This is a genomic window from Mycobacterium triplex, assembly GCF_000689255.1.
Classification (GTDB): domain Bacteria; phylum Actinomycetota; class Actinomycetes; order Mycobacteriales; family Mycobacteriaceae; genus Mycobacterium; species Mycobacterium triplex.
The window spans coordinates 3,722,504-3,738,412 of record NZ_HG964446.1 but is presented as its reverse complement, the minus strand read 5'-3'; the positions used below and the strand labels follow the sequence as shown (position 1 = coordinate 3,738,412).

The window sequence follows — 15,909 nt, the reverse complement described above, 5'->3', positions numbered from 1 at the left end:
CGCGTTCCGGCGCGCTTTGTGGCAATGTTTGCCGAGGGGGCATTCGTGCACACGGAGAGCTGTGATGTTCGGGATAGCGAATCGCCTAGCACTCATCGTCCCAACAGCCGGCGCGCTGGCCGTCGTCGCGACCTCGGTGTCTGCGGCGATAGGCAGAGCCGCCGAATGCGGCGAAGGGACGCTGTACGACGCGTCCTCCAACTCGTGCGTGGTCGCCGCGCAGGCGCCGCCGCAAGCCGTGCCACCACCGCCGCCGCCTCCACCGCCGGCCTGGTCGGGCCCCCAGCCGCGCGTCTGGGTCAGCATCTGTGCGCCCATCCGATTTATCAGCATCTGCACCGGGGTCTAAAGCTCGCGGCGCCCCTACGGTACGAATGAGGGGTGGCCGAGCCGACGATCCTGCTGCTGTCGACGTCCGACACCGACCTGATCAGCGCTCGCGCCAGCGGGAAAAACTATCGGTGGGCCAACCCGGCGCGGCTGTCCGATCCCTCAACCGACACAGAGCTGCCCGACCTGCTGGCCGGCGCACAGATCGTGGTGGTCCGGATCCTCGGCGGCTATCGGGCCTGGCAAGACGGCATCGACACGGTGATCGCGAGCGGTATTCCGACGATCCTGGTCAGCGGCGAGCAGGCCGCCGACGCCGAGTTGACCGGGCTGTCCACGTTGGCCGCGGGCATCGCGGTGCAGGCGCACATCTATCTGGCCCACGGCGGGGTGGAGAACCTGCGCCAGCTGCACGCGTTCCTGTCCGACACCGTGCTGATGACCGGCGTCGGCTTCACCGAACCGGTGGTGACCCCGACCTGGGGTGAACTGGAACGCCCGCAAGCCCGGCACACCGACGGCCCCACCATCGCGGTGCTGTACTACCGCGCGCAACATCTGGCCGGCAACACCGCCTACATCGAATCGCTGTGCGCGGCCATCGAAGACGCCGGCGGCCGGCCGCTGCCCGTCTACTGCGCGTCGCTGCGCACCGCCGAACCCGAACTGCTGCAGAGGCTCAGCGACGCCGACGCCATGGTGGTCACGGTGCTCGCCGCCGGCGGGATGAAGCCCGCGACCGTGTCCGCCGGCGGGGACGACGACAGCTGGAACGTCGAACACCTTGCCGCCCTGGATATTCCGATCTTGCAGGGTCTGTGCCTGACGAGCTCGCGGGATCAGTGGAACCACAACGACGACGGCCTGTCCCCGCTGGATGTCGCGACCCAGGTGGCGGTGCCCGAGTTCGACGGGCGCATCATCACCGTCCCGTTCTCGTTCAAGGAGATCGACGACGACGGCCTGATCTCGTATGAGGCCGACCCGGAACGCTGCGCGCGGGTCGCCGGCCTGGCCATCCGGCACGCGCGGCTGCGGCACGTCGCCCCCGCCGACAAGCGGGTGGCCCTGGTGTTCTCGGCGTATCCCACCAAGCACGCCCGCATCGGCAACGCGGTCGGGCTGGACACCCCGGCCAGCGCGGTGGCCCTGCTGCGCGCGATGCGCGACGCCGGCTACCGGGTCGGCGACCTGCCCGGGATCGACGCCAACGACGGTGACGCCCTGATCCACGCGCTGATCGAACGCGGCGGGCAAGACCCCGACTGGCTCACCCAGGAGCAACTCGCCGGCAACCCGGTCAGGGTGTCCGCCAAGGACTACCGCGCCTGGTTCGCCACGTTGCCCGAAGAATTCCGCGAGGCCGTGCAGACCCATTGGGGCCCGGCGCCCGGCGAGCTGTTCGTCGACCGCACCAACGACCCTGACGGCGAGATCGTGATCGCCGCAATGCAATCCGACAACCTGGTGCTACTGGTGCAGCCGCCCCGCGGGTTCGGCGAGAACCCCGTCGCCATCTACCACGATCCGGACCTGCCACCCAGCCACCACTATCTGGCCGCCTACCACTGGCTGGGCCGGGACCGTCCAAAAGGATTCGGTTCGCACGCCGTGGTGCACCTGGGCAAGCACGGCAACCTGGAGTGGCTTCCGGGCAAGACGCTGGGCATGTCGGCGGCCTGCGGATCCGACGCCGCGCTGGGCAACCTGCCGCTGATCTACCCGTTTTTGGTCAACGATCCCGGCGAGGGCACCCAGGCCAAGCGGCGGGCACACGCGGTGCTCGTCGACCATCTGATCCCACCGATGGCCCGCGCCGAAAGTTACGGCGACATCGCGCGTTTGGAGCAACTGCTCGACGAGCACGCCAACGTCGCCGCCCTGGATCCCGGCAAGCTGCCCGCCATCCGCCAACAGATCTGGACGCTGATCCGCGCCGCCAAGATGGACCATGATCTGGGCCTGACCGAACGGCCCGAAGAAGACTCCTTCGACGACATGCTGCTGCACGTCGACGGCTGGCTGTGTGAGATCAAGGATGTGCAGATCCGCGACGGCCTGCACATCCTCGGCCAAAAGCCCACGGGCGAAGCCGAACTCGACCTCGTACTCGCGATCCTGCGGGCCCGCCAGCTGTTCGGCGGCGAGCAGGCGATCCCCGGCCTGCGACAAGCCCTCGGCCTCGCCGAGGACGGCACCGACGAGCGGACCATTGTCGATCAAACCGAGGCCGCCGCCCGCGAATTGGTCGCCTCGCTGCAAGCGACCGGCTGGGATCCCAAAACCGTTGACACGATCACCGACAACGCCGACGTGGCCAATGTTTTAAGGTTCGCGGCCACCGAGGTGGTACCCCGGCTGGCCGGCACCTCCTCGGAGATCGACCAGGTGCTGCGGGCGCTGGACGGCCGGTTCATTCCGGCCGGCCCGTCGGGGTCCCCGCTGCGCGGCCTGGTCAACGTGCTGCCCACCGGCCGCAACTTCTACTCCGTCGACCCCAAGGCGATACCATCCCGCCTGGCCTGGGAAGCCGGCGTCGCACTTGCCGATTCGCTGCTGGCCCGGTACCGCGACGACCATGGGGAGTGGCCGCAGTCGGTGGGGCTGTCGGTCTGGGGCACCTCGGCGATGCGCACCGCCGGCGACGACATCGCCGAAGTTCTTGCGCTGCTGGGTGTTCGGCCGGTATGGGACGACGCCTCACGGCGCGTGGTGGGCCTGACGCCGATCTCGCCGGCCGAGCTGGGCCGGCCGCGTATCGACGTCACGGTGCGGATCTCCGGGTTCTTTCGCGACGCGTTCCCGCACGTTGTGACGATGCTGGACGACGCGGTCCGGCTGGTCGCCGACCTCGACGAGCCCGCCGACGACAACTACGTCCGCGCCCACGCGCAAGCCGACCTGGCTCAGCATGGCGACCAACGGCGAGCCACCACAAGGATTTTCGGATCCAAGCCGGGCACCTATGGCGCCGGGCTGCTGCAGCTGATCGACAGCCGGAACTGGCGCGACGACGCCGACCTCGCGCAGGTGTACACCGCCTGGGGCGGCTTCGCCTACGGCCGCGATCTCGACGGCCGCGAGGCGGTCGAGGACATGAACCGCCAGTACCGGCGAATTGCGGTGGCCGCCAAAAACACCGACACCCGCGAGCATGACATCGCCGATTCCGACGACTACTTCCAGTACCACGGCGGCATGGTCGCCACGGTGCGAGCGCTGACCGGCAAGGCGCCGGCCGCCTACATCGGCGACAACACCCGGCCCGACGCGATCCGCACCCGCACGCTGTCCGAGGAGACCACCCGGGTGTTTCGGGCCCGGGTGGTCAACCCCCGCTGGATGGCCGCGATGCGCCGGCACGGCTACAAGGGGGCATTCGAAATGGCCGCCACCGTCGACTATCTGTTCGGCTACGACGCGACCGCCGGGGTGATGGCGGACTGGATGTATGAACAGCTGACCGAGCGCTATGTGCTGGATCCGGAGAACCGCAAATTCATGACGGAATCCAATCCGTGGGCGTTGCACGGCATGGCCGAACGGCTGCTGGAAGCGGCCGGGCGGGGCATGTGGGCCGAGCCGCAAAAGGAAACCCTGGACGGGTTGCGCCAAGCCTTGCTGGAAACCGAGGGCGATCTCGAGGGCTAGATGAAGTCGGATCCGCCGTCCACGTTCACGGTGGCTCCGGTGACATAGCCGTTTCGCCGCGACGCCAAGTAGGCGGTGATGGATGCGACCTCTTCGGGAAGCCCGGCGCGACCCAGGTCGCAGGGTTGGTGAAAGTTGTCGTCGATCCACGTCATGACGTCGTGCGGATCGCTGGCATCGAGGCCGTCGGCGGCCAGGATGTCCTTGAGGTTTTCGGTGAAGCTGGCCGTCACGATGGTCCCGGGGCACACGCAGTTGACCAAAATGCCGTCGCTGGCAAGGCTTTTGGAAAGGTTCTTGGTAACGCTGGCCAGCGCTGCCTTCGACGCGGTATAGGCCACGATGCGTGGGTTCTGTCGTTGAATCGAGTGCGCGGACAGCGTCACGATGCGCGCCCAGTCCGCCGCACGCAGCAGCGGCAACGAGGCGCGGATCGACCGCACCGCCGACATCGTCCCCAGGGAGAACGCGGCGTCCCACGCGGCGTCGTCCATCTGCTCGAAGTAGCCGTCACCCGGGCCGATCGTATGGACCAGGCTATTGAGTCGGCCCCAGCGCTCGGAGACCGCCGCGAAGCCATCGGCGATGGATTCCGGATCAGTCATATCCACGCTGATGCCCACCGCGTCGGGAGCGCCGGCCTCCGCAAGCGACGCCACCGCCGCATCGAGCGCGTCCTGGCCGCGTGCCATCACCGCCACGCTGGCCCCTTCGGCCGCAAGGGTTTCGGCGATGGCCAGTCCCATCCCTTTGCTGCCGCCGGTGACCACGGCCGTCGATCCGGCAAAGCCCAGGTCCATGGATACTCCTTCGGTCAGATCTGCTTGATTGCCTCGGGCGCCACGCCCAATGCGCGCAGGCAGAACCGGAGCGCGTCGTCGCGGACCGCGGCGCGATCGCAATCGCCGCTTCGCCACTGCCGGTTGATGCTTGCCCACACCACACCCTGGATGAACTCCGCGTCGTTGACCGGGTCGATGTGGTGGAACACCCCGCCCTGCAGCCCTCGCTGCAGCGTACGGCTGAGCGGCTTGAGCATCTCGGCGTATGCGGGCTGAACCAAGCCGGGGGAGGCGGCCGTCTGCGATTGGGCTTCCAGCGACAACCGCCGCAGATCGGATTTGATGTTCTCGTCGAACGCCAAATCGAGCCGCCCGTCGATCCACGCGGCCACCGCCTCTATTTCGTTGGCGGCAAACGACATTCGACGTTGCAGCCGTCGCCTCTCCGCGCGCGCGGTCTCCAGGAACACCGCGGCGACCAGTTCGTCCTTGGAGTCGAAATGCCGATAGAAGGCGCGGGTGCTCAACTTGGCGCGGTCCAGCACGGCGGCGATGCTCAAGCCGGGAACTCCGTGCTCGCGCAGGGTCGTCGACGCGGCCGCGAGAATCTCGCGGCGCACCGCCGGATCGGGCTCCAGCTTGTCGCGGCGCCTAGTCCGGGGCGCGGGTGTGTCGTCAGGCCGTTGCGTCATAGGCGGCGAGATAGTCCGCGAAGCGTTCGCGGACCCCTTCCGATGTCAGGCCGTACTCGGCGAGGTCGTAGTCGTGGGCACCGCGAGAGCCGGGTTTGTGCCCTTCGGCCCACTGCCGGACCGCGTCCGAGGCGGCATCGGTAAAGCTCAACCCCAGGCGTTCGTAGCTGTCTTGCAGCGTGCGCACCGGATCGGTCTGCAAATCGGCGAACGAAACGTCGGCGAAGCGTTCGTCACCCATCCGGGTGCGGAAATCCATTGCCCGCCGGACGGCTTCGACCCAGCTGTCGAGTTGCTCGGCGCCCAGCTCCCGGGGATCGTCGCGGTCGCTACTCCAGCTGCGGACGTACTGGATCAAGCTGCACACCGAACCCATCACCTTGGCCGGATCGCGGTGACTCCACAGGAATTTGGCGTTCGGGTAGGCCTCGACCAGGGCGTCGAGGGCGAACATGTGCACCGGCGTCTTGAGGTGCCACAGTGTCGGCGGGCAGTGCCATTGCAACAACCGCAGCACCCGACGGTGAAAGGTGTACGTCTCGCGCATGTCGCAGTCCATCAGCCACGCCAGGTAACCGGGGGCGCGCACCGCGCCGTCAAAGTGGAAGGTACGAAAGCTCATACCCATCAGATCCTGGCATTCGGTCGCCGCCGTCGCTTCGGAGTTGTGCATTGTTTTCATCAACGGGAACATGTCGTCGAGCATCTTCAGACCCGCCTCGGCCGCCGCGATCCGTGGATCGGTGTGCTGGGTGGCGGCCTCCGGCGGCGGTGTGGGCGCCTGAGATTCCCACGTCCGCAACGACCGGAATTGCGGATCGGCGGCGACCAGCTGGCTCAACGCCGTGGTGCCGGTGCGCGGTAGGCCGATCACGAAGACGGGCCCGCCGATCACCTCGTCGTCGATCTCGGGGTGCTGCCGGTAGGTCTCCTCGACCTTGAGGCGCTGAATCAACGCGTTGCTGATGGTCGCGTGTTGGATGACCCGGCCGATGTCGTTGAGGTCCGCCTCGGTGTTCAGCGCGTCGACGATGCGCTCGAGTCCCTCGCGGTAGTACGGGGACCCGAAATCGTCGAGACCGGTTGCCGCACGTGCGCCGTTTTCCAACTCGTCGGCGTCGAACGGCATCAGGCGAACCTTTCGCGCACGGCCTCGCGGCGTGCCGCGACGATGCGGGCGCGCTGCTCGGCGGTCACCGTCGCGGTGTCCGGCGGCAACTGGGCGCGAATATCGTCGAACGGCACGACTCGCGTCGTGGGCGTCGGCGCCGTTCTGGTTCGCACACAGCGCAGGATGATCGGCCCGTTGCTGTGCCCCGCGGTGTCAAGCCAATTCGCGACGCCCGGGTCCTGCGAGCACAACACCACGCGCACCAGGCCGTCGGAGTCCACCGCCGCCTGAAAGGCATTCAGGCTGGACTGATGGCGTCCATAGTGGATCGTCTCCCACCACGGATTGCCGACGGAAAAGCTCCAGTAAATCCCTTCGGGCGGTTCGACTTCCACGACCAGGGCTTCGTCCGGGCCCAGCTCCCAGCGCCCGATCACCGGCCGGTTCTCGGCCGCCGCGCCGATATCCGTGCGGTCGATCGGCGGTAGGAACCCGTTTGCCGGCGCCGCGGCACCGAATTGCAGGAAGAACGCGAGGTTCTCCTGGACGAAATCGCCGAGGGCCACCAGCTGACGCGAAATCGCCACCGCCGGATCGATCGAGCGGTCGTCGGTACCGGCCGCGGGACCGAGTCGCTCGATGCGCAGCGACGACGCCACTTCGGTGCTCCAGTCGTAGAAGAAGTGCCGCACCGTCAACGTCGGGTGATCGCCTTCGAGCCGCATCCAATTGCCGGCCGGTTGCTCGGCGGCCGACAGCACCACCTCGAAATTCCCGTCGGCATCCACCTCGAGTTCGTCGACAAGTGCGTTGGCCGTGGCGGTGATGCCGTTCATCGTCTGCAGGCCGACATACCGTGCGGTGCCGCGATTGCCGAACAGCCGGTAGCTTTCCCCGCCGCGCAGCACGGCGCTGGTGTAAATGCAGTCCGGACACTCCATTCCCCAGGTCACCAGGTCGTCGGTGCTGGTGGCTTGCACACACAGGACCGGGTCGGTGTCGAATCGCAAGACCTCGTGGATGCCCGCGGCGAGCAGCACCAGCAGGTGACGCATCCCCGCGGCGAGATCGACTCGATTTCGGCCGGCCGGTTCCGATTGCACGACCCGCGCCGCGTTGCCAAGCCGTTCCTGCAAGTACGACCATGCCTGGGCCAGGTCCGGCTCGTCGGCGCCGGAACCGGTAAGCGCCGCCTCGGTGATCGAGAACGGCAGCCACGCCATCGGCTTGTTCGGATCGCTCACGCGTGTCCCCGCTCCGCTCGTAGCTGCAGATGCTTAAACGAAAACAATGTTTTCACTTAATACGATTGTAGCTGAGTGCTGAGAATGTCAACGGTCACAGGTAGGTTGAGACCGTGACGCCCACCTTTGCCGACCTCGCCAAGGCGCAATACATCCTGCTGACCACCTACACCAAGGACGGCCGCGCCAAGCCGACTCCGGTCTGGACCGCTCTGGACGAGGAGCGCGGCGACCGCCTGCTGGTGATCACGCAGGGAAACTCGTGGAAGGTCAAGCGGATTCGCAATACGCCGCGGGTGACGATGGCCACCTGCACGATGCGCGGTCGCCCGACGAGCGAGGCGGTCGAGGGCACCGCGGCCGTGCTCGACAAGTCGCACACCGGCGCCGTCTACGACGCGATCGGCAAGCGTTACGGCATCGTCGGCACGGTCTTCAACTTCTTCAGCAAGCTGCGCGGCGGCATGGAAAACAACATCGGCCTCGAACTCCGAGTGGCCCAGGGCTAGTTTCGCCCGGATGGCACTGATGAGCACCGTGCTGATCCCGATCCCGGACCGGGACTTCGACCCGACCGAGGTCGCGGTCAGCTGGCGAGTCTTGACCGACAACGGTCACCGGGTGATCTTCGCGACCGAAAGCGGTACGGCCGGTGTGGCCGACGACGTCATGGTGACCGGCCGGGGCCTCGATATCTGGTCCGCGCTACCGGTATTGAGTTCCTTCCCGCTCGTCGGGCTGGTGCTGCGCGCCAACACCAAGGGTCGCGACGCCTACGCCGCGATGGTGCGCTCGCCGGAGTACCGGCATCCCACCCGCTGGAAAGCCGCCACGCTGGACGGCGTCGACGCGTTGCTGCTGCCCGGCGGGCATCGCGCCCGCGGGATGCGCAGCTACATCGACAGCGACCTGCTGCAGCGCCTGGTGGTCGAGGCCTTTGCCCGCGACCTGATCGTGGCCGCGATCTGTCACGGTGTGCTGCTGGCCGCGCGCAGCGTCGATCCCGGCACGGGGCGTTCGGTGCTCTACGGACGCAAGACCACCGCGCTCACCTGGGCGATGGAGCGGCTGGCCTGGCGGCTGACCCGGATCACCCGATTCTGGGATCCCGACTACTACCGGACCTACCCCGAGCAACCCGGCCAGCCTGCCGGCCACATGTCCGTGCAATCGGAAGTCACTCGCGCGCTTGAAGATCCGGCGGATTTCCGCGACGTCGAACGTGGCACGCCGCACTGGCGGCTGAAGTCCTCCGGAATGGCGCGGGACACGGAGACCGACTCGCGGCCCGCATTCGTCGTCGACGACGGCAACTACATCTCGGCGCGCTGGCCCGGCGATACCCACACCTTCGCCGGCGTCGTATCGGACAAGCTACGCCGTTAGGTGCGCCCCGAAGAACGCGAAGACCCGGCTCCAGGCGTCTTCGGTCGCGGCGTCGTCGTAGCCGAAACCCGCAATTCGCAGCAATGGTTGGCCGGGAAGGGTGTTCGCGAAGCTGTGCCCGACACCGGGGTAGACCTTGACGTCATTGGCGATCTGCTTGGCCGCGAGCACCTCCCGCAACTTCTCGGGTGCGCCCTTGCCCAGCGGGTCGCGCGCGCCGAAGCTCGCCACGATCGGGCACGCCCCCTCCAGCGCATCGTTGAGGTGACGCGGCAGGGGAGCGCCGTAGAACGGCGCGGAAGCGCCAAAACCCTTGGGCGACATGATGAGTGCGAATTGGCCGCCCATGCAGAAGCCGGCGATTCCCACCTGCCCGGTACAGTCCGGCCGGCCCTGCAGGTGATCGCGGGCGGCAAGAATGTCGTCGAGAGCGCGGCCACGCTGTGTCATCAGCTCACGCATCACCCGGGTGATGCACCGGATGCGCCCGCCGCGCGCGTACATGTTCGGCGTCAGCGCCAGATAGCCGGCCCGGGCGATGCGGTCGTTGATCGACTGCTTGTCCCGGCCGTAGCCCAAGGCGTCGTGAATCACCACCACACCCGGCCAGGGGCCATTCCCGGGCGGCGTGCTCAGCAGCGCATCGATCGGTCCGTCCGGGGTATCGATCTCAATCGTGGTCATATCGTCATCTAACTGCAGCCGCGACACCGATCACCAGGGGAACTCGAGTGCGACCCGCAGACGTTGGCATCACATGGTGAGCCGGTTGTTACTCCTCTACGCCGTCGTCGAGCTGGCGGCGATCTTCGCGCTGGTCTGGACCGTCGGCTGGGGCTGGACCCTGCTGGGTCTGCTGGTCACGTTCGTTCTCGGCTGGGGGCTGCTGGCTCCGATCGCGGGATCGCAGCTGATTCGCGACCTCGGCCAGATGCGCTCGGGTCGCAAGGAACCGCGCACCACCCTGGGCGACGGCGCGCTGGTGACCATGGCGACGGCGCTGGTCCTCGTCCCGGGGTTCGTCACGACGGTCCTGGGCATGCTGCTGCTGCTTCCGCCGGTGCGCTCGGTCGCCGGGCCCGGCTTGACCCGGATCGCGCTGCGCAGTGTCGGGCGCAGCGCACCGCTGGTCAGCTACACGTCCACCTTCACCGAGAGCTTCACCAGGAGTGACTACATCGACGGCGAGGTCATCGACGTCCACGACGTCGAGCCGGCGGCGTTGCCGAAGAACCGGCCCGTTACCGGCGAGGCCGAGCACTGGGGTGGCCCCCGATTCGCGGCCGGCCCGAACTGACGGCCCCGGGCGCCGCTGCCCGTAGTTTTGGGGTGTGACCCCGATTCCGACCACGCTGCTGCTGAATGGGCGGGTGCACAGCCCCACACATCCCGACGCGACGGCGATGGCGGTGCGCGGCGAGGTGATTGCGTGGCTGGGCAGCGATGACGTCGGTCGCCGGCAATTTCCCGACGCCGACGTGGTGGATCTCGAGGGCGGCTTCGTCGCGCCGGGATTTGTGGACAGCCACATTCATCTGACGGCGACCGGGCTCACGCTCAGCGGCCTGGACCTGCGGGGGGCGACCTCGCTCGGGCAGTGCCTGCGGATGGTTGCCGACTATGCCGCCGCCCACCCCGGCGAGGCGATCTGGGGACATGGCTGGGACGAGTCGTCGTGGCCCGAGAACAGCCCGCCGTCCACCGCCGATCTCGACGCGGTGCTCGGTGACCGGCCGGCCTACCTGGCGCGCGTCGACGTCCACTCGGCGCTGGCTTCGACGGGCCTGCGCCGGCTGGTCCCGGAGCTCGCGGCGGCCCGCGGGTTCGCTGCCGACCGGCCGCTGGCCGGCGACGCCCACCACCTGGTCCGGGCCGTCGCCCGCAGCTTGCTGACCGCTACGCAGCTGGAGCAGGCCAGGACCGCCGCGCTGGGAGCCGCGGCCGCCGCCGGCATCGTCGCCGTACACGAATGCGCGGGACCCGAGATCGGTGGCCTCGACGACTGGCTGCAGCTGCGCGCCCTCGACCACGGCGTCGAAGTGATCGGCTATTGGGGTGAAGCGGTCAGCACCGCCGCGCAGGCCCACGCGCTGATGGAGCAGACCGGTGCCCGCGGGCTGGCCGGTGACCTGTTCGTCGACGGGGCCCTGGGGTCGCACACCGCCTGGCTGCACGAGCCCTACGCCGACGCCGCGGACCGCGTCGGCACCTGCTACCTCGATGCCGACGTCATCGAAGCCCATCTACGGGCATGCACCGAGGCGCAGGTGACGGCCGGTTTCCACGTCATCGGCGATGCCGCGGTCTCGGCCGCGGTCGACGCGTTGGAACGAGTCGTCGCCGACCTCGGGGCCGTCGCCGTCGCCCGGTGCGGGCACCGGCTGGAGCACCTCGAGATGGTGACCGCCGACCAAGCCGCCAAGCTGGGCGCCTGGGGTGTCATCGCCAGCGTGCAGCCCAATTTCGATGCGCTTTGGGGTGGTCGCGACGGCATGTACGCCGACCGTCTCGGTGCCGAACGAGCCGGCCGGCTCAATCCGCTTGCGCTGTTAGCATCGCAAGGCGTGCCCCTAGCGCTAGGTTCTGATGCCCCGGTGACGGGGCTCGACCCGTGGGCAAGCGTGCGCGCGGCGGTCCAGCACCGCACCGCGGGCAGTGGCGTGTCGGCCCGGGCCGCGTTCGCGGGCGCCACCCGCGGCGGCTGGCGCGCCTGCGGTGTCCGGGACGACAACATGGGGACCTTGGTGCCTGGAGCTCCGGCGTCGTACGCGGTGTGGGACACCGGCGACCTCGACGTCCACGCCCCGGACGACAGCGTCCAGCGATGGTCCACCGATCCGCGGTCGCGGGTTCCCGCGTTGCCCCGGTTGGACCCGACCGACGACTTGCCGCGGTGCCGGCGAACCGTGCACCGGGGTGCTGTCATCCATGGCTGACGAGCGCCGCGACGACGCCGCCGACCTGGACGACGCCGACCTCGACGACGACCTCGACGACGACGCCGAGCCGCAACCCAGCCGTCCGGGCCTGGCCGCACGGCTGGCCGCCGCACCGGGCCGCGGGATCGCACGGTTGGGCAAGGGGGCGGCGGCGCGACTGCCCGGCATGGGCGCCGCGCTGCGGCCCCGGCTGCCGCGGCTCGCGGCCACCCTGGGGGGCGGCGCGCTGCTTTGCGCCAGCTTCCCGTCGGTGAACTGGTGGTGGGCCGCGGTCGTCGCCGCCGCGCTGCTGGCCTGGGTGCTCAAACATCCCGCCACCACACTGGCGGGCGGACTCGGCTACGGATTCCTGTTCGGGCTCGCGTTTTATGCGCCGCTGCTGCCGTGGATCAGCCTGCTGGTGGGCGCCGTCCCGTGGCTGGCGTTGGCAACGATGTGCGCGCTGTTCCCCGGCATCTTCGGCTTGTTCGCAATCGTGGTGCGGCGACTGCCCGGCTGGCCGCTCTGGTTCGCAGTGCTGTGGGCAGCCCAGGAGTGGCTGAAGTCGATCGTGCCGTTCGGCGGCTTTCCCTGGGGCGCGGTGGCCTACGGGCAGGCCGATGGGCCGCTGCTGCCGTTGGTCCAGCTCGGCGGGGTGTCGCTGCTCTCCTTCGGGGTCGTGCTGCTCGGCTTCTGCATCACCGCGATCGCGCTGGAAATCGTCAACTGGTGGCGAACCGGCGGCCGAACCCGCAGTGACGCCGGCGAGGAAGACGCGGAGGGCGCGCCGCCGCCCGCGGTGGTGCTACCCGGTGTCTGCTTCTGCCTGGTGTTGTTCGCCGCGGTCATGGTGTGGCCGCAGGTGCGCCATTCCGGCGCCGGATCGGGCGGCGAACCGACGGTCACCGTCGCGGCCGTGCAGGGAAACGTGCCGCGGCTCGGCCTCGGCTTCAACGAGCAACGGCGAGCGGTGCTGGACAACCATGTCGACGAAACCCTGCGACTGGCCGAGGACGTCCGGGCGGGGGCCGCCCCGCAACCGCAGTTCGTTATCTGGCCCGAGGACTCCTCGGACATCGATCCCTTCGTCAACGCCGATGCCGCCCAACGGATCGCGGAGGCAGCCCATGCGATCAACGCCCCGATCCTGATCGGTTCGGTGCTCGCGGTGCCGGGTACCGAACAAGGACCCGTGCAGTACACCAACACCGCCATCGTCTGGAATCCGGTCACCGGACCGGCCGACCGCCACGACAAGGAGATCGTCCAGCCGTTCGGGGAGTACCTGCCGATGCGGTGGCTGTTCGAGCACCTGTCGGGCTATGCCGGTCTGGCCGGCAATTTCGTACCCGGCAAAAGCACCGATGTGGTGCAGATCGCCGGCGTGCCCGTCGGCGTGGCCACCTGCTGGGAGGTGATCTTCGACCGGGTGCCGCGCAAGGCCGTGCTCAACGGCGCCCAGCTGCTGGCGGTGCCCGCCAACAACGCGACCTTCAACAAGCGCATGAGTGAGCAACAGCTGGCGTTCGCCAAGGTTCGGGCCGTCGAGCACGACCGGTACGTCGTGGTCGCCGGCACCACCGGGATCAGTGCGGTGATCGCCCCCGACGGCGCCGAGCTGGTCCGCACCGATTTCTTCCGGCCCGCCTACCTGGACATCCAGGCGCGCCTCAAGACCAGGCTGACGCCGGCAACCCGATGGGCACCGATTGTGCAATGGGTCTTGGTTGCGGCGGCCGGAGCGGTCATTCTGGCCGGAATACGGCACAATGGGGGCTTCCCGCGTTCGATTCGGCGGCGGCCCAGGCCTTCGGCCGAATCGGCGGACGGCGGAGCGGCCCCGGACGAACCCCGGCCCGACGAGGAAGCCCCGACGACCGCGCACGACGCTCCGCCGGACACAGCCGGCGACTACACTCCGCTCCACCAAAAGGGCGGCCCACAACCGCGTTATCTCGGGCGACACAGAGGAGATAAATGACCACCGGCGAGCAGGCGACCCGGGCCCCGGGCAATCGTCCCAGCCAGCGTGTCCTGGTTATCATCCCGACCTTCAACGAGCGGGAGAACCTGCCGCTGATCCACCGGCGGCTGACGGACGCCTGCCCCGACGTGCACGTGCTGATCGTCGACGACGGCAGCCCCGACGGCACCGGCGAACTCGCCGACGAACTGGCCTCGGCCGACGGCGGTCGCACCCACGTCATGCACCGCACGGCCAAGGACGGCCTGGGCGCCGCCTACCTCGCCGGTTTCGGCTGGGGCTTGAGCCGGGATTACGCGGTCCTCGTCGAGATGGACGCCGACGGCAGTCACGCGCCCGAGCAGCTGCGCCGGCTGCTGGACGCGGTCGACTCCGGCGCCGACCTGGCCATCGGTTCGCGCTATGTCGAGGGCGGCGCGGTACGAAACTGGCCGAAGCGGCGCTGGGCGCTGTCCTGGACCGCCAACACCTACGCGCGGCTGGCGCTCGACATCGACATCCATGACATCACCGCCGGCTACCGCGCCTATCGCCGCGAGGTGCTCGAAGCGATCGATCTCGACGGCGTGGACTCCAAGGGCTACTGCTTCCAGATCGACCTGACCCGGCGCAGCCTCGACAACGGGTTCATCGTGGTCGAGGTGCCGATCACCTTCACCGAGCGCGAACTCGGCGTCTCCAAGATGAGCGGGTCCAACATTCGCGAGGCGCTGGTGAAGGTCGCGAAATGGGGCATCGAGAGCCGCCGGAGGGGCGCCCGGGCAGCTCGGGCTGCCAACCGCGCCTAATCGGAGGGGCGGTCAGCCGCGCCGCTTGGACCGGATCAGCTCGAGGCGCTCCTTGAGCAGCTCTTCGAGTTCTTCGACGGTACGGCGCTCCAACAGCATGTCCCAGTGCGTGCGCGGCGGCTTGACCTTCTTCGGCTCGGGCAGGTCACCCTCGATCAAGGTGCCTTCCATACCGTTGCGGCACAGCCAGGTGCCGGGGATGTCGGCGTCGTCGGCGAACGGAACCTCGAATTCCTCGCCGTTCTCGGTGCGGTACTTCGCGAGCTGACGCGGAGCGAGGTCATGGTTGCGGTCGGTCTCATAGCTCACGGCTCCGAGGCGGCTGCCCCTCAGTACACGATCAGCCATGGCTGTTACTCCTTTTAATTGCTCTGAGCTCTAAGCTCCGGTGACGCGATTGTATTCGCATAGCAAACGTTAGGACGTTCTGCGTAGTTCCCGAGCCGACACGCGGCGTTCGCGACTCGACCGTCAATGATACCGGGATCGCGGCGCGGGGCCGACTAAAGTCGGCAGGCGTGAGCCGCCGTTCCCACCCACAACCATGCCGCTGGTGCGGTCGCGATGTGACCGCAGTCGGAATGGGTCGGCGCCGCCAATACTGTCGGCAGTCGTGCCGGCAACGGGCCTACGAGCAGCGGGCGTCGATCAACCGGGGCGAGGTAACGGCCCTGCCGGCCGATGCGGTGGTGCTGACGGCCGACGACGCGTCCGACCTTTCGGACCGCGTCTACCAGGTCCGATGCGCGGCGGAGGATGTGGCCACGGCGCTGGACGAAGGCGCCGAGGCCGCCGAACTGCGCCAACTCTGCGAGGTCCTGCTGCGCGCGGCCCGGGCCGCCGATGGCTGGCGCAGGGCCGTCGTCTGAACACGCTGACCAGGACCGCTGGTTAGGCGGGTACAGTCGCGCCAGCATAGGACGTTTTGAAATCTTGTCGGAGTTGGACATACTCACCAGCAACATCTTGGGTCGGAGCCGCACGACGACGTCTGCTCGTGCAGCAACTGCCGTGACTCGGCAT

13 protein-coding genes and 1 pseudogene are annotated in these 15,909 nt (G+C 68.4%); 8 read left to right on the top strand and 6 right to left on the bottom strand.

The window, feature by feature from the left end; genetic code table 11:
• Positions 1–64 precede the first annotated feature (64 nt).
• Positions 65–349, top strand: a complete 285-nt coding sequence (locus tag BN973_RS30600; protein WP_084163435.1) for a hypothetical protein — start codon at positions 65–67, stop codon at positions 347–349.
• A gap of 32 nt (positions 350–381) precedes the next feature.
• Positions 382–3,981 (top strand): cobaltochelatase subunit CobN, encoded by a 3,600-nt coding sequence (gene cobN / locus BN973_RS17325; RefSeq protein WP_036469655.1) that lies wholly within the window; start codon positions 382–384, stop codon positions 3,979–3,981.
• Here the strand turns inward: cobN and BN973_RS17320 are convergent.
• From BN973_RS17320 to BN973_RS17305, 4 genes are read right to left on the bottom strand one after another with little or no spacing between them, the layout of a single operon-like run.
• Positions 3,978–4,781 carry an SDR family NAD(P)-dependent oxidoreductase gene (locus BN973_RS17320; protein ID WP_036469654.1) on the bottom strand — a complete coding sequence of 268 codons (804 nt, stop codon included), beginning with the start codon at positions 4,779–4,781 and terminating at the stop codon, positions 3,978–3,980. The genes cobN and BN973_RS17320 overlap by 4 nt on opposite strands.
• Positions 4,782–4,795: 14 nt before the next feature.
• Positions 4,796–5,455 (bottom strand): TetR/AcrR family transcriptional regulator, encoded by a 660-nt coding sequence (locus BN973_RS17315; protein ID WP_036469653.1) that lies wholly within the window; start codon positions 5,453–5,455, stop codon positions 4,796–4,798.
• On the bottom strand, positions 5,439–6,584 hold the full coding sequence (locus BN973_RS17310; protein WP_036469651.1) for a sulfotransferase family protein: 1,146 nt from the start codon (positions 6,582–6,584) through the stop codon (positions 5,439–5,441). The genes BN973_RS17315 and BN973_RS17310 overlap by 17 nt, the downstream gene beginning before the upstream one ends.
• Entirely contained in the window at positions 6,584–7,810 is a 1,227-nt protein-coding gene (locus BN973_RS17305) for a DUF1214 domain-containing protein (RefSeq protein ID WP_198048942.1), read from the bottom strand. Before BN973_RS17305 ends, BN973_RS17310 begins: the two co-directional genes overlap by 1 nt.
• A gap of 113 nt (positions 7,811–7,923) precedes the next feature.
• Between BN973_RS17305 and BN973_RS17300 the strand changes: the two genes are divergently transcribed.
• Positions 7,924–8,319: a PPOX class F420-dependent oxidoreductase gene (locus tag BN973_RS17300; RefSeq protein ID WP_036469650.1), complete on the top strand. Its 396-nt coding sequence runs from the start codon at positions 7,924–7,926 to the stop codon at positions 8,317–8,319.
• Between the two features lie 10 nt (positions 8,320–8,329).
• A complete protein-coding gene (locus BN973_RS17295; protein WP_232232106.1) occupies positions 8,330–9,196 on the top strand; it encodes a type 1 glutamine amidotransferase domain-containing protein in 867 nt (288 codons plus the stop codon).
• Here the strand turns inward: BN973_RS17295 and BN973_RS17290 are convergent.
• Positions 9,185–9,880 (bottom strand): dienelactone hydrolase family protein, encoded by a 696-nt coding sequence (locus BN973_RS17290; RefSeq protein WP_036469649.1) that lies wholly within the window; start codon positions 9,878–9,880, stop codon positions 9,185–9,187. The two genes, BN973_RS17295 and BN973_RS17290, sit on opposite strands and share 12 nt — an antisense overlap.
• 73 nt (positions 9,881–9,953) lie before the next feature.
• Here BN973_RS17290 and BN973_RS17285 point away from each other — a divergent pair, with 73 nt between their 5' ends.
• From BN973_RS17285 to lnt, 3 genes and pseudogenes are all read left to right on the top strand, one after another.
• Positions 9,954–10,493, top strand: a complete 540-nt coding sequence (locus tag BN973_RS17285) for an FxsA family protein (RefSeq protein WP_036469648.1) — start codon at positions 9,954–9,956, stop codon at positions 10,491–10,493.
• Positions 10,494–10,527: 34 nt separating this feature from the next.
• Positions 10,528–12,132, top strand: coding sequence for an amidohydrolase (locus BN973_RS17280; protein WP_036469646.1), 1,605 nt, complete (start codon positions 10,528–10,530; stop codon positions 12,130–12,132).
• Positions 12,133–12,301: 169 nt separating this feature from the next.
• Positions 12,302–14,886: pseudogene (gene lnt / locus BN973_RS17275) on the top strand (apolipoprotein N-acyltransferase).
• 12 nt (positions 14,887–14,898) lie between these two features.
• Here the strand turns inward: lnt and BN973_RS17265 are convergent.
• Positions 14,899–15,234, bottom strand: coding sequence for an RNA polymerase-binding protein RbpA (locus BN973_RS17265; protein ID WP_036469641.1), 336 nt, complete (start codon positions 15,232–15,234; stop codon positions 14,899–14,901).
• Between the two features lie 170 nt (positions 15,235–15,404).
• On the opposite strand from BN973_RS17265, the gene BN973_RS17260 reads away from it, so the two are divergent.
• Complete coding sequence (locus BN973_RS17260) at positions 15,405–15,755, top strand: hypothetical protein (RefSeq protein WP_084163434.1); 351 nt, start codon at positions 15,405–15,407, stop codon at positions 15,753–15,755.
• The last annotated feature ends 154 nt before the right edge of the window (positions 15,756–15,909 follow it).